The sequence below is a fragment of the Methylobrevis albus genome (genome assembly GCF_015904235.1).
Lineage (GTDB): Bacteria > Pseudomonadota > Alphaproteobacteria > Rhizobiales > Pleomorphomonadaceae > Methylobrevis_A > Methylobrevis_A albus.
Genome location: NZ_JADZLT010000051.1, coordinates 101,378 through 123,455, shown reverse-complemented (window position 1 = coordinate 123,455; position 22,078 = coordinate 101,378). Strand labels below are relative to the sequence as shown.

Below are 22,078 nucleotides of genomic sequence, written 5' to 3'. Positions count from 1 at the left end.
CACACCTACCCGTTCGGGTAGGCCCCGGCCTTCAGCGACGGCTTCAGTCGATCAGGCCGAAGCTGCGGGCGCGGACGATGGCGCGGGTGCGGCGCTCGACGCCGAGCTTCGAGAACAGCCGCTTCAGATGGTATTTCACGGTGTTCGGGTCGACGCCGAGCCGGCGGGCGATCTCCTTGTTGCTGAGCCCCTCGGCGAGCAGCAGCAGCACCTCGCGCTCGCGCCCCGAGAGCGGCGGGTCGCCGGGACCGGATCCGGCCGCGGGCGTCTCCGGCAACCCGCCGGCGACCTGAGCGTCCGCCGGCCCGAAGAAACGCGCGGCGATGCGGCCGAGCGCGGGGTCGGCGAGCACCGCGGCGGCGGCGAGGGTCTCGACCCGGTCGCCCTCGCCGCGCACGGTGCGGACGAAGTTTTCGCCATGTGCGAGGCGCAGCGCGCCGGCGACCAGCAGTTCCGCCCGGGCCGTCTCGCCCATCGCGGCGGTCGCCACCGCCTGCAGCAACCGCGCGGTGATGCGGCGGGCGAAGGGCGCGGCGCCGGCGTGGAGTTGCCGGCTCGCCGCCTCGATCAGCGCGAGCGCCGCCTGCGGCCGGCGGTCGGCGATGAGCAGGCGGACGGCGCTGAGGGCGGGCCCGTCGCCGCGCACCGCCGAGACCGGCGCCGGCAATGGCGCGTCCCGCGTCATCGGCAGGCCGAGGCGGCCGGCCATCTCGCGGGCGCGGCCGAGGTCGCCGGCGAGGGTCGCGATCCGCACCGTCTCCTCGGAGAGCAGGCGGGTCAGCCGGTGCATGCTGCGCCGCTCGGCGGTGGCGAGGCCGCGGCCGAGCGCGGCATAGGCGGCCGGCGCGCCGTGCTCGGCGAGATCGAGCCGGGCTGCGGTGAGATAGCCGGCGGCGAAGACGTCGAACCAGCCGTCGGCGGCCTCGATCCGCGCCAGCGCCGGCACCAGCCGGGCGCGCGCCGCCATCGTGTCGCCGGTCTCGAACAGCGCCTCGGCCTCGAGCACGCCGGCGATGGCGGCAAGATCGCTGTCCTCGCCGAGCACGCGGCCGCAGCGGGCCGCCATGGTGCGGTAGGTCGCCTCGGCCGCGGCGCGGTTGCCGCTGGCGAATTCCGCGCCGCCGACGTGGACGTAGAGGTGCAGTTCGCCGAACTCGGCCCCGGCGGTGCGAAAATGCTGGATCGCCCGCTCGCCGAAGCGGCGGGCGCGCGGGAAGTCGCCGTTCTGCAGCTGGAAATAGGCGACGAGGTTGGTGGCGAGCGCCCGGCCGATCGGGTCGTCGTCGCCGAGCCGGGCGGTGAGATCGGTGAGGGCGGCGAGCGCCGCCTCGCCGATCGGCTGGTCGCAGTAGAGCCGGATCAGCGCGTCGATGATGGCGAGGTCGTCGGCGCTGCGCCCCGCCGCGGGCGGGTCGCCGTCCGCCACCTTGCGGAAGAGGGCGTTGGCCGCCGGCAGGTCGCCGCGCTTGGCACAGACGACGGCGGCGCCGAGGCCGAGCGCCGGCAGCCGGTCCGCCGCCGCTCCGAGCAGCCGGTGCACCTCGATCAGCATGGCGCCGAGGTGGCCGTGGCCGCGGTAGACGAGGCGCCAGCCGCCCGCCGCCTCGATGATCGCCGCGGCGTGGGCCGGATCGTCGCCGGCCAGCGCATGGCGCACGGCCGAGCCGAGATCGCCGGCCGCGGCGAACCAGCCGGCGGCGCGCCGGTGCACCGCGCCGAGGTCGACGCCCTCGGCGCGCGCCCGGGCGACGAGGAAATCCTGCAGCAGGTGGTGGCAGCGCAGGCGCAGCGGCTCACGCGAGAGCACGGCGAGCGGCAGGCCGGAGCGGGCGATCTCCTGCAGCATGCGGCCGGGCTGCGCGATGCCGATCGCCGCGGCGAGGTCTTCCGAGACGAAATCGAGCGAGGCGGTGGCGAGCAGGAAGGCGCGCTGGTCGGCGGGCAGCGCCGAGAACACCTGCTCGGAGAGATAGGCGCCGAGGTCGCTCGCCTCGGACGCGGCGCCGAGCGCGCCGAGCCGGCCGCCTTCGCCGAGCCACATGCGGGCGAACTGCAGCGCCACCGGCCAGCCTTCGGCGAGCCGCGCGAAAGCGGCCCAGTCGGCCGGGTCGGCGCTCGATTCGGCGGCCGACTCGGCGGTGAAGAACAGGCTGGTCTCGCCGTCGTTGAAGCGGAGGTCACGGTCGGTGACGAGGCAGATCCGGCCCTCGGCCTTGAGGCGGGCGAGGCCGAGCCGCGGCAGCGTGCGGCTCGCCACCACGATGCGCAGCCCCGGCGCCGGCCGTTCGAGCAGGCCGCGCAGCAGGGCGTCGACGCCCTCGCATTCGGCGCGGTGGTAGTCGTCGAGGATCAGCGTGACGCGGCGGCCGCTGCGGGCGACCTCGTTCGCCGCCGCCGCCAGCGCCGCCTTCGGCGGCAGGCCGGAGAGCAGGCCGGCCGCGCCGCGGTGGGGGCCGGGCGCGCCGGCACCGGGCTCGCGCACGGCGCGCAGCAGCGCTTCGGCGACATAGGCGGCGAAGGGCTCGGCGGCGCGGTCTTCCTCGTCGAGGTTGAGCCAGGCGACGCGGCCGCCGGCGAGGCCGAGTTCCTGCGCCCACTGGGCGAGCAGGGTCGACTTGCCGAAGCCCGCCGCGGCCTGCACCACGACGGGATCGGGATCGCCCTCGCCGAGGCGCGCGAAGATGCGGCGACGCTCGATCTGCCGCCGGCAGCCGCGCGGCGGCTCGAACTTCGCCTCGATGATCCAGCGTGCGTCCACCGGCGCCCGCCCCTCCCCGGCTGCGGCGCCGCAAAGCGGCACCCTGCCAGAGTCATAGGACGCGATCCGGCCGGATTGAAGACCCTGCCGACGACCGGGACCATTCACCGGTGCCGCAGACCGGTGTCGCGGCCAGCGGGCTCAGAGCAGGTCCATGAACATCCGGAGCGAGGTGAGGCCGAGGAAGACGGCGAAACAGAGCTGCAGCGCCCGGCGCGGCATGGTGTGGGCGAGCTTCGCGCCGAGCGGCGCCGTCGCCATGGTGAGCGGCACCAGCGCCGCCGCGGCGGCGAAGTTGAGGTAGCCGAGCGAGAACGGCGGCCGGCCCGGCACGCCGAGGCCGGTGAGGATGTAGCCGATGGTGCCGGGGATCGCGATGATGAAGCCGATCGCCGCCGCGGTGCCGACGGCGCGGCGGATGTCGAAGCCGAAGGTGCTGAGGATCGGCACGCTCAAGGTGCCGCCGCCGATACCCATCATCGCCGAAATGACGCCGACGAAGAGACCGCTGATCGCCGCGACGATGCGGTTCGGGAAGCCGTCGTAGAGCTTCGAGCCCTCTTTCCGCAGCAGCATGTTGGCGGCGACGAAGAGGGCGACCACCGCGAAGACGAGGGTGAGCACCCGGCCGTCGACGCTGCCGCCGACGAGGCTGCCGATGACGACGCCGATGAAGATCGGGATGCCCCAGGTCTTCAGCAGCGCGAAATCGATGGCGCCGCGCCGGTGGTGGCTGCGCACCGAAACCGCCGAGGTGGCGATGATGGTGGCGAGCGAGGTCGCCACCGCCACCTTCATGCGCAGCGTCTCGTCGACGCCGAAGCCGGCGAGGACATGGTAGAGCACCGGCACGATGACGATGCCGCCACCGACGCCGAGCAGGCCGGCGAGCAGCCCGCCGAGAATGCCGGCGAATACCATCGCCCCGATCCAGAGACCCAGCATCCCCGGATCCGCACCGAATTCCGCCATTCATCCCTCCCCGCACCCGCCGGACCCCAGCCCGGGGCGCCGCCCCCGCCCGGCGAGCGCCGGCGCAGTTGTTCGAACATCCGCGCGATGTTTAACAACCGGCATCGCCCGGCTCAATGGCCGAGTGCGACGCAAAAGCCGGGCCGGCCGGTGCGGGAGACCGCCGCGGGGCGACGGCGACGCGCGGCTCAGCCGCCGAGGCCGAGCCCTGCCGCGTCGCGGCGCAGCACCGTCTCGAGGCTCGCCGGCGCACTGCCGGTGAGGCGCTCGATGGCGTCGGTGACCTCGGCAAGGCCGCCGGCGCGCGTGTTCGCGTCGAAGGAGACGAGCAGCGGGATCAGGAAATCGGGCAGGCCGGCCGCGGCCATGCCGGCGGCGAGCGCCGCGTCGTCGACGTCGACCACGGTGACCGGCTTGCCGAACACGTCGGTGACGACCGCGGCGATCTCGCGGTTCGTGAGGGCGGCAGTGCCGGTGAGGGTCAGCCGCACATTGCCGGCGGGCGGATCGCGCAGCGCGGCCGCGGCGGCGGCGGCGAGGTCGTCGCGCGAGACGAAGGCGGTGCGGCCGTCACCGGCCGAGGTGTACCAGGTGCCGGAGGCGAGCAGGCCGGGCAGCACGCCGTAGAGGTTTTCGACGTACCAGCTGTTGCGCAGGATGGTGAAGGGGATGCCGGATGCCTCGATCGCCTGTTCGGTGCCGTAATGATCGGGCGCGAACAGCACAGGATTGCCGGGTTCGGGCTGCGGCATCGAGGTGTAGACGATGTGCTGCACGCCGGCGCGGACCGCGGCGTCGACCGCGGCGCGGTGCTGGGCGAGGCGCAGCCCGGGCTGGCCGAGCGCGTCGGTCGAGACGATCAGCAGGCGGTCGACGCCGGCAAAAGCGGCATCGAGCGAGGCGGCGTCGTCGAAATCGGCCTTGCGCAGCTCGGCGCCGGCGGCGCCGAGGCCGGCGAGCTTGCCCGGATCACGCGATCCGGCGACGATCGTCGCGCCGCCCTTCTCGAGCAGCAGATCGACGACACGGCGGCCGAAATGGCCGCCGGCGCCGGTGACGAACAGGGTGAGGGTTTCGGTCATCGGGTCTGGTCCTCGTTGCTGGCGGATCCCGGCGCCGGACGGCCGGTCGCCGGGCATGGCGCCCGAAAAAGTGCTGGTCTCTTTTCGAGACCACGTCTACATCGGAGATCAGGGCGCCGGCGTAAAGGAGGCAGTTTCATGGGACATGGTAACAGCGAGGGAACCACCCTCCGCTCCGACGTCGGCGCTGCGACCGCCGCGGACGCGGGATTCACCGCCGCCGCCACCCCGGCGGGTGAACTTTCGGCCGGCATGACCGCCTGGAAGCAACGCTATCCCGACCTCGCCGCCTGCCCGATCCGCACCGTGCTCGACCGGCTCGGCGACAAGTGGAGCACGCTGATCGTGATCACCCTCGCCGGCCGGCCGCACCGCTTCGGTGAACTGCGCCGCGCGCTGCCCGACATCTCGCAGCGCATGCTGACCCAGACGCTGCGCGAGCTCCAGCGCGACGGGCTGATCGGCCGCACGGTGTTCCCCACCACGCCGCCCAGCGTCGAATATGCGCTGACACCGCTCGGCACCACGCTGCTCGGACCGCTGCGCGAGCTCGTGCGCTGGGCCGACGCCAACCAGCCGGCGGTCGAGGAGGCGCGGCGCGCCTTCGACGGGCGCCTCGCCGCCTGACGTCGCGCCGGCGCCGCATCGTTCCGAACCGACCCGTCAGCCCGGACCCGCCATGCCGCCCAGCCTCACGCTCTACGACTTCGAACTCTCGGCCGACTGCTACAAGGCGCGCCTGATGCTCGCCCTGCTCGGGCTCGCCCATGTCTCGGTGCCGATCGACGTCTATCCGGGGCGCGAGCACGAAGCCAATGCCTATCGGCGGATCAGCGCCGCCGGCCGGGTGCCGGCGCTCGCCGACGGCGACCGCGTCGTCGACGAGCCCACCGCGATCCTGCGCCATCTCGCCGAAACCCGCGATCCGTCGGGGCGCTGGTATCCGCGCGATCCGTTGCGCCGGGCCGAGACCGACCGCTGGCTCGCCGTCGCCGAATCGCTCGGCGCCAGCGCCGGGGCGGCGCGGCTGCACGAGAACTTCTTCGTTCCCGCCGACGCCGCGGCCCTGCGCGCCGCGGCGCACCGCGAGTTTCGCCGGCTCGACGAGCATCTCTGGTTCGCCGAGCGGGCCGGCGACGACTGGCTGGTGCCGGGCGCCGACGCCACGATCGCCGACGTCGCCTGCCTGCCCGACGTCCTCCTTTCGGAGGAGGGCGGCATCGGCCGGATCGACTATCCGGCGGTGCGGCGCTGGACCGACCGGGTGCGCCGCCTGCCCGGATTCGTGCCGATGTCGGGCGTGTTTCCAGCCGCCCCGGCGCGCACGGACGCGGCGGTGCGGCCGCCGGATGTCCGTTGACGATCTGGTTACCCAATTCGCACTAGCATGAGGCACCATCCGCGAAGATACGGATGCCTTGCATCAGGCGCATGGCACAACCTAGCTTGATGGAACCGCCACGCGTTTTTGGCGTATATGTTCAGGGAACGATCGACCCGGCGCCCGCGCGCCCGAGGTGCGGCCCGGTTCCCGCTTGAGGTGACCATGCAGCAGCCCATCGCGATCGTCCCCCCGGTTTCCGCACTGGGGGCGGCCCCCGGCGACGACGCCGAGATGTTCGAACTCGCGCCGGTGGCCCTCTGGCTCGAGGATTACAGCGGCGTACGCGAGCTGCTCGACGGCTGGCGCGCCGAGGGCGTCAAGGACCTGCGGGCCTTTCTCGCCGAAGACTCCAGCCGGGTCGCCGCCTGTTCGGCCCGCATCCGCCTGATCAAGGTCAACCGGCGCACGCTGAGCCTCTTCGGCGCCGACAGCCTCGACCACCTCGTCGCCAGCCTCGACAAGGTGTTCAGCCAGGACATGCTGACGACCCACATCGAGGAGCTGGTGCAGCTCTGGTCGGGCGCGTCGAGCTTTACGAGCAACGCCGTCAACTACACGATTTCCGGCCGCCGGCTCGATATCCAGCTGAAAGCCACGATCCTGCCCGGCCACGAGGCGCGCTGGGACCGCGTGCTGATCTCCACCGAGGACGTCAGCGAGCGCGAGGAGGCCCGCCGGCGCCAGGCGGCGAGCGAAACCTATGCCCGCGGCCTGTTCGAGCATTCGCCGGTGTCGCTGTGGGTCGAGGACTTCAGCCGCGTCCGCCAGCTGATCGAGGAGGTGCGCGACCAGGGCATCACCGACTTCCGCGTCTTCACCGACGTGCACCCGGAGTTCGTCTCGCGCTGCATGAGCGAGATCCGCGTCCTCGACGTCAATCGCCATACGCTGGAGCTGTTCGCCGCCCCCGACAAGCCGACGCTGCTGCGCCGGCTCGGCGACGTGTTCCGCGACGACATGGAAAGCCATTTCCGCGAGCAGCTGGTCGACCTCTGGAACGGCAAGCTGTTCCAGCAGCGCGAGGTGGTGAACTACGCCCTCACCGGCGACAAACTGCACGTCCACCTGCAGTTTTCGGTGCTGCCCGGGCACGAGCAGACCTGGTCGCTGGTGCAGGTGGCGCTCACCGACATCACGGCGCGCAAGAAGGCCGAGGCCTATCTCGAATATCTCGGCAAGCACGACGTGCTGACCAAGCTCTACAACCGGTCGTTCTATGTCGACGAGCTCAACCGGCTGGAGCGCAAGGGGCCGTTCCCGGTCACCGTGGTCATCGCCGACCTCAACGGTCTCAAGGCCGCCAACGACCAGCTCGGCCACGCCGCCGGCGACGAGCTGCTGCGCCGCATCGGCGAGGTGCTGAACGAGGCGGTGACGCGGCCGAACTGCGCCGCGCGCATCGGCGGCGACGAGTTCGCCCTGCTGTTGCCCGGCACCGACGAGCGCGACGCCAAGCTGGTGCTGGACAAGATCGACAAGCTGATCGAGCTCAACAACCAGTTCTACCCCGGCATGCCGCTCAGCCTCTCCATGGGCGCTGCCGCCGCGCGGGCCGGCGAGCGCATCGAACTCGCGGTGAAGCGCGCCGACATCCTGATGTACCAGGCGAAGCGCGAGTTCTACGCCGCCGAGGCGCGCGAGCGTCGCCGCTCGGCCGCCGGCGAATGAGCCACGCCGCGCGCGCCGCCATCCGGTGCGCGGCGCGGGGGTGAAATGCGCCGGCGCATCGGCTAAGGAAGGGCGAATGCCGGCCGGTCCGGCGTTCGGAGAGAACCCTTGAGCCGCCGCCCCCCGTCCCGCCCGCCGAGCAACGGCCGCCCGAAGACCGCCGGACCGACGGGGGCAAAACCGCGCGGGGCCAAGGCGGACGAGCGGCGCAGCGACGCGCGCTCGCCGAAGCCCGCCGCCGCCTCTGCCCGCGCCGAGCCGCGCCAGAAGGCGCCCGACCACGGCGCCCGGCGTCCGGCGGAGCCCGCGGCGGCACCACGCCCCGTGGAGGCCGCCGGCCGGCCACGTGGCGCGGCCAAGCCCGCCGCCGCCGCGCCGCCGAAGCGGCCGCCGCCGCGCCCGCGCGGGCCCCGCACCGCAAGCGAGACCATCGGCACGCTGCTCGAGACCACGGGCTGGGACGACTATGCCCTGCTCGACATGGGCGAGGGCGAGAAGCTCGAGCGTTACGGCGGGCTGACCATCGTGCGCCCCGAGCCGCAGGCGATGGGCGCACGCCGGCTGTCGCCCGAGACCTGGGCCGCCGCCGGCGCCGCCTTCACCGGCGACGTCGACGAGGAGGGCCCCGGCCGCTGGCGCCAGGCGCCGGGCACCGGCGAGACCTGGACCATGCGCTACGGCCCGGCCGAGTTCGTCTGCCGGCTGACCGCGTTCCGCCATGTCGGCGTCTTCCCCGAGCAGCAGGTGCACTGGGACTGGGCCGCGGCGCGGATCCGGGACGCCGGGCGGCCGCTGAAGCTGCTCAACCTCTTCGGCTACACCGGCCTCGCCTCGCTGACGGCCGCCGCCGCCGGGGCCGAGGTGACCCATGTCGACGCTTCGAAGAAGGCGATCGGCTGGGCGCGCGAGAACCAGGCGACGAGCGGGCTCGACGCGCTGCCGATCCGCTGGATCTGCGACGACGCGGTGAAATTCTGCGAGCGCGAGGTGCGCCGCGGCGCCGGCTATGACGCGATCGTGCTCGATCCGCCGAAGTTCGGCCGCGGCCCGGACGGCGAGGTGTGGAACCTCTTCGACGACCTGCCGCACATGCTCGACCTCTGCCGCAAGATCCTCTCGCCGCGACCGGCCTTCGTGATCCTCACCGCCTACTCGATCCGCGCCTCGTTCCTCGCCTCGCACGAGCTGATGGGCGACGTGTTCGGCGATCTCGGTGGCCGGCTGGAATCGGGCGAACTGGTGCTGCGCGAAAGCGGCGCTGGCGCCGGCCTTGGGACAGGCAAGGGCCGGGCGCTCTCGACCTCGATGTTCTCGCGCTGGAGTGCGACATGAGCGACCCCGTGAAGTTCGGCGGTGCGGTGCACCAGGTCACCAGCCTGACCAATCCGCTGGTGAAGAACCTGCGCGCGCTGCAGATGAAGAAGCACCGCGACGAGACCGGGCTGTTCCTCGGCGAGGGGCTGAAGCTCGTCACCGACGCGCTGGAGGAGCAGTGGCCGATCGACACGATCTGCTACGCCGCCCGCGGCCGGCAGGAGGCGCGGGTGATGCAGACCGCCGCCGCCGTCAAGGCCCGCGGCGGCATGGTGCTGGAGGTCAACGAGGCGGTGCTCGGCAAGATCACCCGGCGCGACAACCCGCAGATGGTGGTCGGCGCCTTCCGCCAGAAGCTGACGCCGCTCTCCGCGGTGCGCCTCGCCGCCGGCGACGTCTGGGTGGCGCTCGAAGGCGTCAAGGATCCCGGCAACCTCGGCACGGTGATCCGCACGGTCGATTCGGTCGGCGCCAAGGGCGTCATCATCATCGGCGAGACCTGCGACCCGTTCTCGCTCGAAGCCGTGCGCGCCACGATGGGCTCGCTGTTCCACGTGCCGCTGGTGCGCACCGGCATCGACGAGTTCCTCGGCTGGAAGGCGAAGGCCGGCGTGCGCATGGTCGGCACGCATCTCTCCGGCACCACCGACTGGCGCCGGATCGCCTCGCCGGAGGCGACGGTGCTCCTGATGGGCAACGAGCAGTCCGGCCTCTCCGACCGCTTCGCCGGCGCCTGCGACGTCCTCGCCAAGATCGCCATGGCCGGCCACGCCGACAGCCTCAACCTCGCGATCGCAACGGGGGTGATGCTGTACGAGCTCAGGCGAGACGTGCTGGTGGTCTAGCCGATCTACGGCTTCACTACCCTTTCAAGGAATTGAACTTAGCCGCCATTGGCAATCTTGCTAAACGCCAGCAGACGGCATTCTTATTTTAGATGCCTTTTCTGCCAGGTTGAATTCCCCAGATCGACGCTCACCCTACCTGCTGCGTTCGGGCTTTGCGTCAGGTCCAGATCTGTCCGCACATGACACGCTAATCAGGGGCGGGAATAGATCGTTATTTGTGGAAATATTTGATGACTATGTGAGGAATTCTCGCACTCAAAAAATGGCGTGTGCCGCCTAGCTTCTCCGATAAAATTTGTGTTGATGAAGATCTCAATCTGCCGGGTTGAACGCGCTGGAATATCTATCGGCGCATTCATCACTCCGAGCGGAAGCAGCCTCCGCCATCGAACTTCGTAGGGACGGACGTAGCCCGAGGGGCTTCTGAAGTGCAGCAACTGGCAGTTTTTGGCCAAGACACCAGATGGGTTGTTGACGGAGACCACGAGCCTTGCGGTCTGTCCGAGAAGTGCGTTCACCCTTTCAGTTTCAGAGGATAGTGCTAGTTGCACTTGGCGGTCCCTCCAACGCGACAGCGGGATACGAAATCCGAATCTGTACGACGCTGATCCGACGCGAATCTTCGTGAGAAACGTATAATTCCAGGTACCGATCTCATTCCGACGCGCGCTGTTGTCCCATAACAAGGATCCAAATTGCACGCCTGGTTTGGTTGAAGATCTCCCCTGTAATCGTGCTCCCGAAAGACGCACATTGGCGGTAGGCATATCAAATCCAGCATCTGTAATATTTCCAGCACTCCGCATCGTATTGATGTAGATGAAGTTTGGCTGGAAATTTGCAAAAATAGGGCCCGCTGATTCACCAGAGATCATTGATGGAGGCATTGGCGCCCACGCGGACCTGAACGGGATAACCAAGATTTCTCCATCTTGACCCGTTTGCTGAAAATAGATCCCAAATTGATGCTGTGACGTATTACCGGGATTGGCGACCCGAATATAGAGAACTTCTCCAACAACCGTTGGAGTCAGCAATCTTATAACCGAACTCGGGAAGCCCGGTATATTTTCACGAAATCCGGAAACCAATCGATGTCTTGGATCAAATGACGGGCCATCGAAGACGTCTAAACCTATATTGATAGCCGCGAAGGAAAGAATGACTAGATATCCATCATTCGTTGCCCTGTATTTGTACCAGACACTATTGTAGGCGATCTCGCCGTTCTCGAAATCCGGCTCGCCCGCTTCAACCGTCGCCCCGACCGTCGTTCCCGCAATATACTTGAGGTTACTTTTTATGGCGATCGCACTATTGATCCCATCGTTCAGTAACGCGGCGGAGGCACCAAATGATAAGATAAAATAACAAGCTGAAAACCAGAAGAGCGCTGACAGGAATATCTTGAGTTTCGACACGGATTTTTCGAAAAAATGGTCACCCTCGTTTAAATTCCATTCCGCGTTCATATCAGCCTCCAAGAATCGAATGCGCTCCATCAAAAATTCCGATGCCGATCACGTCCAGCACGAATATTCTCGCGCCTCTTCGCACGTCGGTACCAATTACTCTCTGATATTGATTAAAGCTGCAATACGTATTTATCTCAGGCGATTTCGCCAACGCCCCCAAGTTTTACTGCATAGGCACGCTAACAAGCTCCCCTCACCCCTCCAGTGCCGGCCGCCCCACCGAGCGATACGAAAACCCCGTCCCGGCGATGTCGTCGGACTTGTAGATGTTGCGCAGGTCGAGGATCAGCCGGCCGGCCATGACGGTCTACAGGGTCGCGAAGTTCAGCATGCGATCCGTGGTCCTGATGGGCAACGAACAGACCGGCCTCTCGGACCGCTTCGCCGGCGCCTGCGACGTCCTCGCCAAGACCCATGGCCGGCCACGCCGACAGCCTCAACCTCGCGATCGCGACGGGGGTGATGCTGTACGAGCTCAGGCGGGACGTGCTGGTGGTGTGAGGGGGGCTACGCCAACCTCGACGACACAGCGATCAGCTGTCGCTCCGCCGCGGCTCCATCACGGCAGTGACGTGATGGAGAAGGCCGGAGCATTCATCCAGAGGTTCGGCGCGTTCTCGCATGCGAAGTCGAACTTCGCGCCGAAGGCATATCCGGTGAAATTCGTATTCAGCAGGATTTCGAATGTTCGTGTGGCGCCCGCCGGAATATCGACCGCAGCGTTGATGGGCGACGGCGGTGTCTTACGACGCCACCGGAACTCGGTCGGCGCAAAGTAAGCCGCGGGACCGACGCGCGCCCTGATGAATCGGCACCCCTTCGCCATGTGCTGGCTCGTGTTCGTCACGTGTATCTCGCCGCGCGCGGTGTTGCCGAGGGTCGCAAGGATGAAGGTATTGTCCGCCCTCGTTGTCACCCTTGCCTGATCCGTGCGCGATCGGATCAGCGGAATCGCAACGGCGAGACGTTTGGACAAGGCCCCCATCGTCACATGCGCCACAAATTTGTAGTTCCAGGTTCCCGACTGGCCGCGGCGCACATTGTCCGAATTCCAACCGAGTGTGAGCGACTGCAGGCCCGGCCGCGACTCGCCCCGGGGCGGTATCTGGTCACCACCGCGGTAAACGGCCGAGGTCGGCAAATCATACTTTGCATAACTGATGACAGCCGGCCGGGTCGTCATGTTGACCAAAGCGAACACAGGCCAAAAATTTCCAAAGACGCAGCAGTCGGTTTCGCCATGGAGAAGTAACGGTTGCGTTCCAATCGCATGGCTTCTGATCGGGAGCAGAATAATGTCTCCCTCGTCGTCGGTGTGAATGATGTGAAACGCAAATCCGACCGTACTCGCCGGTCCGACGGCAGCTACCCTGATATAGATCAGCTGCTCCGCCACAACGGGGACCATGACCCGAGAGACCTTGATGCTGGAAAGGAAGTCCTCGGGGAACGCCGATACGATGCGGTCGGAAGGCCTGAAGGAGCGTCCGTTGAAGACGTCGATCCCGACGCCGGGGCCGGTTCGAGAAAAGTCGCCATTCGTGAAGGAGATCAGGACCAGATAGCCGTCGGCACGAGCCCGATGCTTGAACCAGACGCTTCGGTTCGCAGCCTCGCCATTTTCAAAACCCGGCTCGCCCGCCTCGATCGTCGCCTGATCAATCGTCCCAGAGAAATATTTCAAGTTTGCTCTGATGTTGTATGCAGCGCTTATGTCATCATTCCATGGAGGAGCTGCAGCTGCCTCCGTCATATGAAGCATGACGGACAGCATCATCAGAAAAACTATTCTGGAAATCCGTTCAAACGCACGATGGGGTATCGCCGACAAATCGGCTTTTCTCGGACCAAGGAAATTGCAGAGCATGATCCAACTCCGATCCCGCAATGAGAACCGCTAGTATAAATTGTGCCTCATGCATATTTTCACAACCTGAAGGTTCCTGCAACGCGATCCCCCCATTCGGGGCAAGAACCCCCGTCTCTCGGACTTCGCTGACCCGACAGGACACCATGCGACCTCGTCCGGCGCGACACCCGGCGGCAGCGATCACGGCTCGCTCAATGACGCGTCGCTGATCGGAACAGGAGGTCGCTCGGCGCTGTTTGCGCTCCCCGGCCGGCTCCCCCTGCCTGATCCTCCCCCTCGAGCGGGGGATTGCCGATGCAGTGCGAAAGTCGTCCCCTCCCCCCTCGCGAGGGAGGCAGGGGGCTCGCCGCCAGGCCAGGCGCCGAAAATCCCGCAGCCCCTCACCCCTCCAGCGTCGGCCGCCCCACCGAGCGATACGAAAACCCCGTCCCGGCGATGTCGTCGGGCTTGTAGATGTTGCGGAGGTCGAGGATCAGGCGGCCGGCCATGACGGTCTTCAGGGTCGCGAAGTTCAGCATGCGGTAGGCGTTCCACTCGGTGAGGATCACCAGCACGTCGGCGCCCTCGGCGGCCTGGTAGGGGCTGTCGCACCAAGCGACGCCGGGCAGCAGCGGGGCGGCCTGGGCCATCGCCTCGGGATCGTGCGCCCGCACCGAAACGCCCTCGGCGAGGAGGTCGCCGATCACGGCGAGGCTCGGTGCCTCGCGCACGTCGTCGGTGTTGGGCTTGAAGGCGACGCCGAGCACCGCGACGGTAGACTTCGCCGGCTCGGGCAGCGCGGCAAGCACCCGGGCGGCCATGTCGGCTTTCCGCGCCTCGTTGATCGCGATCACCTCTTCGATCAGCCGCTGCGGCGCCCCGGCCTTCCGGCCGGTGGCGGCGAACGCGCGGGTATCCTTCGGGAAGCACGAGCCGCCGAAGCCGGGGCCGGCGTGGAGGAACTTCGAGCCGATGCGGTTGTCGAGGCCGATGCCGCGGGCGATTTCCTGCACGTTGCCGCCGACCTTCTCGCAGAGGTCGGCGACCTCGTTGATGAAGGTCACCTTCATGGCGAGGAAGGCGTTGGCGGCGTATTTGATCAGCTCGGCGTTCTCGAACGAGGTGATCAGGATCGGCGTTTCGCGCAGGTTGAGCGGCCGGTAGACCCGCCGCATCCGCAGCTTGGCGCGCTCGTCGTCGACGCCGACCACGACGCGGTCGGGGCGCAGAAAGTCTTCGATCGCCGCGCCCTCGCGCAGGAACTCCGGGTTGGAGGCGACCGAGAACGGCACGCCCGGCCGCTCCGCCGCGATGATGTCGCGCACGGCGCGGCAGGTGCCGACGACGACGGTCGACTTGATCGTCACCACCGTCTCGGGCTGCATGTTGCGGGCGATCTCGCGCGCGGCGGCATAGACATAGGAAAGATCCGCCTCGCCGTCGCCGCGGCGCGACGGCGTGCCGACCGCGATGAAGACCACGCTTGCCGCCGCCACCGCCGCGGCGAGGTCGGTGGTGAAGGAGAGCCGGCCCTCCTCGACGTTGCGCTGCATCATCTCTTCGAGGCCGGGCTCGTAGATCGGCACCATGCCAGCCGAGAGGCTGGCGATCTTGGTGGCGTCGACGTCGACGCAGGTGACGTCGAAGCCGAACTCCGAAAAACAGACCCCGGAGACGAGGCCGACATAGCCGGTGCCGACGACCGTAATCTTCATCGATGCTGTTCCAGTCGTATGGAGTCCAGAGGATGGGCTGGCGCTGCCGGGCGGCGGCGGTGCGGCAACGGCCACGTTGATCCGGACGGCACGCTAGCCCGGATCTGTCGCTGCCCGAAACACTCCGGCCGCCGGGCCCCTTGCGTCCGGCCGCGACGGCGGTCTAGTCGCCTAAGCTGACAGATGGATGACGGCGCCGCCGCAACGGTGCGTTCTTTGCGGATGTGTCATCGCGGCGGATGGGTTTTCTGCGAAGGAAATGGACTAAGTTGCGCGACAGCTAACCTGGAGAGCGGCGACCATCTTGGGCCGGTTTCCGCCCATCGGCCGTGGAGTTTTCTGTTGGGTACGCAAGAGGCCTACCGCATGCGGCGCTGCACCGACGTCCGTTCCATCATTCCGGTCGAAGAAAAACCTCTTTTCGACCTGCGTCAAGTATTCGACATCGTGAGATCCGGGCGAGAATTCAAGTTTGATCGTTACAAGAAACTTGAAATTCCCGATATGCCATTTTTCTTCTATGGAGCGGTGGTTTTCTCGGAGCGAGCATGGGGCCTGTTCTCCGAGACAATTGCGATCCTCGGAGATTACATTTATCTCGACGTCGCTCGCAGGCGATTCGTTTTCTATCTCCCCCTCGTCTATGTCGATTGCTTCGATGAAGGGAGATCGCGATTCCGCAGACTGGACACCGGAACCATCAGCCAGATCTACGAGTATGGCTTCAAGGTCAAAAACTCGTTCGAGTTTCCCCCCATCTTCAAGATCAGTGGCCCAATGAAGACCAGTTACGACGTCTTCTGCAATGGTGACTTCAAGCGCATCGTGGAGCAGAACGGGCTGACCGGGATGGAATTCCAGGACGTCGATATCGTTCGGCCCCCGGACCGGACCTGACCGGCCCCGGGGGCCACAGACGTTTCAGCCCGCGCACCCGACGCCGGAACTCCCGCGATGCAATCTGCATATGCGGACCGTTGTACGAGCCTACCTGGACCCCCAATTGAGGCGCCATGAGCATCGAACGCCTGCTGCTGCGCATGGCCATCTGGATCCGCCGGCCACCGTCGCGGCGCCGGATCATGATGGTCGTGGTGATCGGGGCCCTCGGCCTCGCCATCGTCGGGATCGAGCGCTACGTCGGCTGGCCCGACTGGGCGCGGCTGGAGCCGAAGCCGTCGATCCCGCACCGGATCATGTAGGCGGACTGGCGGCCACGCCCGTCCGGGCACGTTGCGGCGCACGCCGGTGTCGACCGCGGCCGGAAGCAGGATCAGAAGTTGGGAGGCCTGGCGTCGGTCAGTACATGCCGCCAGCGATGGCGCTGACCGTCTGCACCGGGGCGGCGGCGGCCCCGCCCCTGAGGCCGGTTTCCTCGAGCAGGCCCATGCGCTTGGCTTCGTAGTAGTAGCCGCTGGCGTAGAGCCGCACCGCGCGGTCGGCATTGCCGCGGGCGACCTTGTAGGCGCCGGCGAGGTACTTCACCGCATAGGCGAGGTTGGTTTCGGCGTCGAGCAGGCCCTTGGCCGGGCCGCGATAGCCCATCGCCTTGGCGGTGCCGTGGCGGATCTGCATCAGGCCCCAGTTGCCGGAATTGTAGGCGGCGGGGTTGAAGTTGCTCTCGCGCTTGACGACGCGGCGCACCAGCGCCTCGGGCACGTCGTGCTCGTCGGCATAGGCGGCGATGAGGCGGTCGAGATCGGGCTTGCCGCTGCCGGGGGTGGCGGCTTCGGCGACCTTGCCGAGTTCGGACTGCGCGGCGGCGGCGGCCTCGTGGCCGCTGCTGGCATCGGCATCGGCCGGCACGGCGACGCCGGGCAGCGCCTCGGTGGCGGGCGCCGGCGCCAGCGCGATCGCGGCCGGGGCGGCTTCGACGGCGGCGGGCGCTGCGGTGGCGACCGGCGCGGCGGACTCGGCCGGAGGCGCGGCCGTCTCCACGGGATTTGCAGCGGGCTCGACCGGGATCGCGGCCGTCACCACCGGATCGGCGGCGGCACGCGCCGGGGCCGGGCGCGGCACGGGAACACCGACTGCCAGCGCAGCGACTTCGCCCTCGGCAGCGCTGTCGACAGCGGCGGCCGCACGCACGGGGGTGAGGCTCGCTGCCACAATTCGGGCGCTCGCCCCCGCAACCACGGCCGGATCCGGGCCGAGCACGGCGACCACGGTATGGACGGGACGGGCGGTGGGCAGCGGCACGCCGTCCGCCATCTCGGGCAGGTCGGCCTTCTCGGCCACGGCGGCAATTTCAGGAGCAGGATCAGACGGTTGCGCGGCGGACGCAAGCTGGCAGTAACCGGTGGTCATCGCCACCGTCAGCAGGAGCCGTCCAAGCATATGTATCCCTCCGAAGAGCCTATAGTGCCCCGACAGGCCCTTTGTCTTGACAGACTAGCGGTCGAAATGGGGCGATAGCAAGGCGTCTCGCGCCGGCTGGACTGTGGCGGCGCCCGGGATGACCCGGCCTCCACTCGCCGCCATGCGTAGATCTGCGGATCGACTGGCCGCGCGCGGCAGGTCGGGCGCGGGGCCGGCCGCGGCGTGCGGCGGGCGCAAAGCCGGGGACGACGCGGCCCCGCTCCCGCGCTGCGATTCCCTTGGGTCCGAAATGGCTCTAAGGTCGCGCCGCGTCCGGCGCCCTTGCCCCGGCGCCGATCCGCCTCCTGACGAAGCGAGCCCATGACCGCATCGACCCCGCTTGCCCGCCGCGCCGACCCGGACCCGTCCGGGACGACGACGGCGCGACGCAGCCCGAAGGCCGTGCTGAAGGAAGTGTTCGGCTTCGATTCCTTCCGCCCGCTGCAGGGCGAGGTAGTGGAGCATGTGGCGGGCGGCGGCAATGCGCTGGTGCTGTTTCCGACCGGGCGCGGCAAGTCGCTCTGCTTCCAGATCCCGGCGATCTGCCGGCACGGCGTCGGCATCGTCGTCTCGCCGCTGCTCGCGCTGATCCACGACCAGGTCGAGGCGCTGCGCCAGGCCGGCGTCGCCGCGGCGGCGCTGCATTCCGGGCTCGGCGCCGACGAGGCCTATGCCGTGCGCGACGCGGCCCGCGACGGGGCGCTCGATCTGCTCTACGTGACGCCCGAGCGGCTGCTCACCCCGGCCTTCCTCGATTTCCTCGCCGGCATCGACATCGCCCTGTTCGCGATCGACGAGGCACACTGCGTCAGCCAGTGGGGGCACGACTTCCGCCCGGAATACGCCGGGCTCGGCCGGCTCGGCGAGCTGTTCCCGGACATCCCGCTCATCGCGCTCACCGCCACGGCCGATCCGCGCACCCGCGAGGACATCGTCCGCTCGCTGCGGCTCGAAGACGCCCGCATCTTCGAATCGAGCTTCGACCGGCCGAACATCAGCTACACCATCACCGAGCGCGCCGAGCCGCGCCGGCAGCTGATCGACTTCCTCGCCCGCCACAAGGGCGCGAGCGGCATCGTCTATTGCCTCAGCCGGCGCTCGGTCGAAGAAACGGCGGAGTGGCTGACCACCAAGGGCATCCGCGCCCTGCCCTATCACGCGGGGCTCGACGGCCGCATCCGCGCCGCGAACCAGAACGCCTTCCTGCGCGAGGACGGGCTGGTGCTGGTCGCCACCGTCGCCTTCGGCATGGGCATCGACAAGCCGGACGTGCGCTTCGTCGCGCACATGGACCTGCCCTCCAGCGTCGAGGCCTATTACCAGGAAACCGGCCGCGCCGGCCGCGACGGGCTGCCGGCCGAGGCCTTCATGGTGTTCGGCACCAAGGACGTGCTGCTCCGGCGCCGGATGATCGACGAAGGCAGTGCTCCGGACACGGTGAAGCGCGTCGAGCGGGCGAAGCTCGAGGCGCTGATCGGCATCTGCGAGACCTGCGACTGCCGCCGCCAGGCGATCCTGCGCCACTTCGGCGAGGCGCATCCCGGCCACTGCATGAACTGCGACACCTGCCGCGAGCCGGTCGAGCGCTTCGACGGCACGGTGGCGGCGCAGAAGCTGCTCTCGGCGATCGTGCGGACCGGCGAGCGCTTCGGCGCCGGCCACGTCGCCGACGTGCTGATGGGCAAGCCGACCGAAAAGGTGGTGCGCTTCGGCCACGACAAGCTGAAGACCTTCGGCGTCGGCGGGGAGATGGACGCCAAGGGCTGGGGCTCTGTGCTGCGCCAGCTCGTCTCGCTCGGCGTCGTCGGCGTCGACCACGAGGCGTTCGGCGCGCTGCGGCTGGAGGAGGGCGCGCGCGAGATCCTGAAGGGCGAGCGGCCGGTGATGCTACGCGCCGCCCGCGCCCCCGCCCGGCGCGACCGCCGCCGCGGCGGCACGGCGCCCGAGGCCGACGCCGGCACGCCGGAGGCCGCCCTGTTCGAAAAGCTGCGCGAGATCCGCGCGGCGCTCGCCCGCGAACAGGCGGTGCCGGCCTATGTCGTGTTCGGCGATGCGGCGCTCTGGTCGATGGTGGCGGTCCAGCCGCGGACGCTGGCCGAAATGCGCACGGTGAGCGGCGTCGGCGACGAGAAGCTGAAGCGGTATGGGGCGGTGTTTCTCGAGGTGATCGACGGCTGGCGGGGCGGGCAGGACGGGTAAGGGCGGCGGGCGTTCCGGGACATCGCCGACGGGTCTTGCGTGTCGATGAGGGATTCGAGAGCGCGGAATGGGCGGTGAGTCCCCCCCTCCCTGACCCTCCCCCTCGAGGGGGGAGGGGAATGCGAGTCCGAGCCAAATAGCCGCTCCCCTCCCCGCCCGGTCGAGCGGTCATGTGGTCGTCCCCTCCCCCCTCGAGGGGGAGGGACAGGGAGGGGGGGACTTGCCGGATATCTCCGCGCGACCGGTTGGCGGGACCGGCAGGCGACGAGACCGGTTCCCCGCCCTTGCAACTCCGCCGCCATGCCGCAGATAGTGAAGACGGTGGTCATGGTGCGGCGCGGTCGCGGGGCACGGGCCACCGCCGGGCCCCAGCGGATCAGGAGTGTCGATGACGTCGGACAGCGAGACGCAGCAGGCGATCATCGGTCGCGGGGCGGCCAGCGCCCTTCCCGGCACCCGGCGCGCGGTGCTGAAGGCCGGGGCGGCGCTGCTGCTGGCGGGCACGGGGCTCTTCCCTGCCCGCCCGGTACAGGCCGGCGCCGGGCGCAGCCACGGGCTGTCGTTCTTCGGCGACCTCAAGTATCCCGCCGATTTTCCGCATTTCGACTATGTCGTCCCGGACGCGCCGAAAGGCGGCACCATCGTGCTGCAGACGTCGAGCTGGCTCTACAACCAGAATCCGATCACCTTCAACACGCTGAACAACTACGTCTTGCAGGGCGACGGCGCGCTCGGCATGGGCATGACGTTCACGACGCTGATGGCCGGCGCGCTCGACGAGCCCGACAGCCTCTATCCGGCGCTGGCGCGCGAGATCGAGGTCTCGGAGGACGCCAGGACCTATCGCTTCTTCCTGCGCCCCGAGGCGACCTTCCACGACGGCTCGCCGATCACCGCCACCGACGTGGTGTTCTCGGTCGAGACGCTGCGCCGCGACGGGCATCCGAACATCGCCATGGAACTCGGCCTCGTCGCCGAGATCGCCGCCGAGGACCCGCACACCGTACGCGCCGTGCTGGCGGAGACCGCGAGCAAGAGCGTCGCGCTGACGCTCGCCGCCGGCGTGCCGATCTTCTCCGCCACCTGGTGGCAGGGGCGCGACTTCCGCGGTGCGCTGTCGACGCCGCCGCTCGGTTCGGGCGCCTACAAGGTGCGCGACTTCTCCTTCGGCCGCTCGATCAGCTTCGACCGCGTCACGGGCTGGTGGGGCGCGGACCTGCCGGCCTTCCGCGGCGCCTATAACTTCGACGTCGTGCGCTACGACTACTACCGCGACCGCGTCGCCTCGTTCGAGGCGTTCAAGAAGGGCGATCTCACCTTCCGCGAGGAATTCACCTCGCGGATCTGGGCGCGCGACTATGACTTTCCGGCGCTGAACGAGGGCAAGGTCAAGCGCGACGAGGTGCCGGACGGCACCCCGGCCGGCGGCCAGGGCTGGTACTTCAACATGCGCCGGCCGAAGTTTTCCGACCCGCGCGTGCGCGAAGCGCTGGCGATGGTGTTCGACTTCGAGTGGGCGAACAAGACCATCATGTTCGGCAGCTACCAGCGCTCGCACTCGTTTTTCGAGAACTCGCCGCTGAAGGCCGTCGGCACGCCGGGGCCGGAGGAACTCGCCATCCTGGAGCGCTTCCGCGGCCGCATTCCGGACGCCGCCTTCGGCGAGGCCTTCGTGCCGGCGGCGAGCGACGGCACCGGCCGCGACCGCCGCCCGGTGCTGCAGGCAGCGAACGAGTTGCTCGTCGCCGCCGGGTGCCGGCGCGAGGGCCGGCGCATGCTGCTGCCTTCCGGCGAGCCGTTCACTATCGAGTTCCTCGACGACGACAATTCGTTCGAGGCGCACCACAACGCTTTCATTCGCGGCCTCGAGCTGCTCGGCGTCACCGCCACCTACCGGGTGGTCGACGCGGCGCAGTACAATTCCCGCAAGCGGGACTTCGACTACGACATGCTGGTCGGCCGCTTCTCGACGCCGCTCTATCCCGACGGCTTCATCCGCCAGTTCTTCGGCTCGGCCTCCGCGGCGCAGCCGGGCTCCTACAATCTCGCCGGCGTCGCCGACCCGGCCGTCGACGAGTTGCTGACCCTGATCGTCGAGGCGACGACGCGCGACGACTTCACCCATGCGACGCGCGCGCTCGACCGGGTGTTGCGCGCGATGCACGTCTGGGTGCCGCAGTGGTACAAGGCGACCAACTGGTTTGCGTGGTGGGACGTCTACGGCCGGCCGCCGGTGAAGCCGCCCTATGGCCGCGCCGTGCTGGAGACCTGGTGGCTCGACCGGCCGAAGGCGGAGGCGCTGGGGCGCGGGCTCTGAGGCGCAGGCTCTGAGGCGGCCGGGGTGATCTCCCCGCGCCTGACGGGTCCGGCGCGGCGACGAGACCGGCTCTTGCGGCGCGGCGGCGCGTGCTATTGCTCTTTTAGCGATTCGGACCCGGCGCCGGAGGGCGCCGTCC

Annotated in this window: 16 protein-coding genes and 1 pseudogene; 10 read left to right on the top strand and 7 right to left on the bottom strand. The window is 68.7% G+C overall.

The features are described from left to right. Positions 1 to 43: 43 nt before the first annotated feature. The 3 genes from I5731_RS20030 to I5731_RS13020 all read right to left on the bottom strand — a co-directional run bounded on the left by I5731_RS20030 (position 44) and on the right by I5731_RS13020 (position 4,812). Entirely contained in the window at positions 44 to 2,758 is a 2,715-nt protein-coding gene (locus I5731_RS20030) for a LuxR C-terminal-related transcriptional regulator (RefSeq protein ID WP_197311839.1), read from the bottom strand. Positions 2,759 to 2,899: 141 nt separating this feature from the next. Then, a complete protein-coding gene (locus I5731_RS13025; RefSeq protein ID WP_235981775.1) occupies positions 2,900 to 3,730 on the bottom strand; it encodes a sulfite exporter TauE/SafE family protein in 831 nt (276 codons plus the stop codon). A 188-nt stretch (positions 3,731 to 3,918) separates the two neighbouring features. Further along, the gene (locus tag I5731_RS13020; protein WP_197311838.1) at positions 3,919 to 4,812 is read right to left on the bottom strand and encodes an SDR family oxidoreductase; all 894 of its coding nucleotides are present in this window, start codon (positions 4,810 to 4,812) and stop codon (positions 3,919 to 3,921) included. Between the two features lie 252 nt (positions 4,813 to 5,064). Here I5731_RS13020 and I5731_RS13015 point away from each other — a divergent pair, with 252 nt between their 5' ends. The 5 genes from I5731_RS13015 to I5731_RS12995 all read left to right on the top strand — a co-directional run bounded on the left by I5731_RS13015 (position 5,065) and on the right by I5731_RS12995 (position 10,023). Next, positions 5,065 to 5,439, top strand: a complete 375-nt coding sequence (locus tag I5731_RS13015; RefSeq protein WP_407941843.1) for a winged helix-turn-helix transcriptional regulator — start codon at positions 5,065 to 5,067, stop codon at positions 5,437 to 5,439. A gap of 52 nt (positions 5,440 to 5,491) precedes the next feature. Continuing rightward, on the top strand, positions 5,492 to 6,172 hold the full coding sequence (locus tag I5731_RS13010; protein ID WP_197311836.1) for a glutathione S-transferase family protein: 681 nt from the start codon (positions 5,492 to 5,494) through the stop codon (positions 6,170 to 6,172). Between the two features lie 186 nt (positions 6,173 to 6,358). Next, on the top strand, positions 6,359 to 7,864 hold the full coding sequence (locus tag I5731_RS13005) for a sensor domain-containing diguanylate cyclase (RefSeq protein ID WP_197311835.1): 1,506 nt from the start codon (positions 6,359 to 6,361) through the stop codon (positions 7,862 to 7,864). A 108-nt stretch (positions 7,865 to 7,972) separates the two neighbouring features. Next, entirely contained in the window at positions 7,973 to 9,196 is a 1,224-nt protein-coding gene (locus I5731_RS13000) for a class I SAM-dependent methyltransferase (protein ID WP_197311834.1), read from the top strand. Next, positions 9,193 to 10,023, top strand: coding sequence for a TrmH family RNA methyltransferase (locus I5731_RS12995; protein ID WP_197311833.1), 831 nt, complete (start codon positions 9,193 to 9,195; stop codon positions 10,021 to 10,023). Before I5731_RS13000 ends, I5731_RS12995 begins: the two co-directional genes overlap by 4 nt. A gap of 194 nt (positions 10,024 to 10,217) precedes the next feature. Here I5731_RS12995 and I5731_RS12990 read toward each other — a convergent pair whose 3' ends face one another. Then, positions 10,218 to 11,528: a hypothetical protein gene (locus tag I5731_RS12990; protein ID WP_197311832.1), complete on the bottom strand. Its 1,311-nt coding sequence runs from the start codon at positions 11,526 to 11,528 to the stop codon at positions 10,218 to 10,220. A 317-nt stretch (positions 11,529 to 11,845) separates the two neighbouring features. Between I5731_RS12990 and I5731_RS19800 the strand changes: the two are divergent. Continuing rightward, positions 11,846 to 12,002 (top strand): annotated as a pseudogene (locus tag I5731_RS19800) (TrmH family RNA methyltransferase); the annotation flags it as partial. Positions 12,003 to 12,060: 58 nt separating this feature from the next. Here the strand turns inward: I5731_RS19800 and I5731_RS12985 are convergent. Continuing rightward, a complete protein-coding gene (locus I5731_RS12985; protein WP_197311831.1) occupies positions 12,061 to 13,368 on the bottom strand; it encodes a hypothetical protein in 1,308 nt (435 codons plus the stop codon). Between the two features lie 383 nt (positions 13,369 to 13,751). Continuing rightward, a complete protein-coding gene (locus I5731_RS12980) occupies positions 13,752 to 15,065 on the bottom strand; it encodes a UDP-glucose dehydrogenase family protein (RefSeq protein ID WP_197311830.1) in 1,314 nt (437 codons plus the stop codon). 183 nt (positions 15,066 to 15,248) lie between these two features. Here I5731_RS12980 and I5731_RS12975 point away from each other — a divergent pair, with 183 nt between their 5' ends. Both I5731_RS12975 and I5731_RS12970 read left to right on the top strand, forming a co-directional pair. After that, a complete protein-coding gene (locus tag I5731_RS12975; RefSeq protein ID WP_197311829.1) occupies positions 15,249 to 15,962 on the top strand; it encodes a hypothetical protein in 714 nt (237 codons plus the stop codon). Between the two features lie 116 nt (positions 15,963 to 16,078). Next, entirely contained in the window at positions 16,079 to 16,267 is a 189-nt protein-coding gene (locus I5731_RS12970; RefSeq protein ID WP_197311828.1) for a hypothetical protein, read from the top strand. Positions 16,268 to 16,364: 97 nt separating this feature from the next. Here I5731_RS12970 and I5731_RS12965 read toward each other — a convergent pair whose 3' ends face one another. Beyond that, positions 16,365 to 17,402, bottom strand: coding sequence for a lytic transglycosylase domain-containing protein (locus I5731_RS12965; RefSeq protein ID WP_197311827.1), 1,038 nt, complete (start codon positions 17,400 to 17,402; stop codon positions 16,365 to 16,367). 342 nt (positions 17,403 to 17,744) lie between these two features. Here I5731_RS12965 and recQ point away from each other — a divergent pair, with 342 nt between their 5' ends. Beyond that, the gene (gene recQ, locus I5731_RS12960) at positions 17,745 to 19,622 is read left to right on the top strand and encodes a DNA helicase RecQ (RefSeq protein WP_197311826.1); all 1,878 of its coding nucleotides are present in this window, start codon (positions 17,745 to 17,747) and stop codon (positions 19,620 to 19,622) included. A gap of 388 nt (positions 19,623 to 20,010) precedes the next feature. Next, entirely contained in the window at positions 20,011 to 21,939 is a 1,929-nt protein-coding gene (locus I5731_RS12955) for an extracellular solute-binding protein (protein WP_197311825.1), read from the top strand. Positions 21,940 to 22,078: the final 139 nt, after the last annotated feature.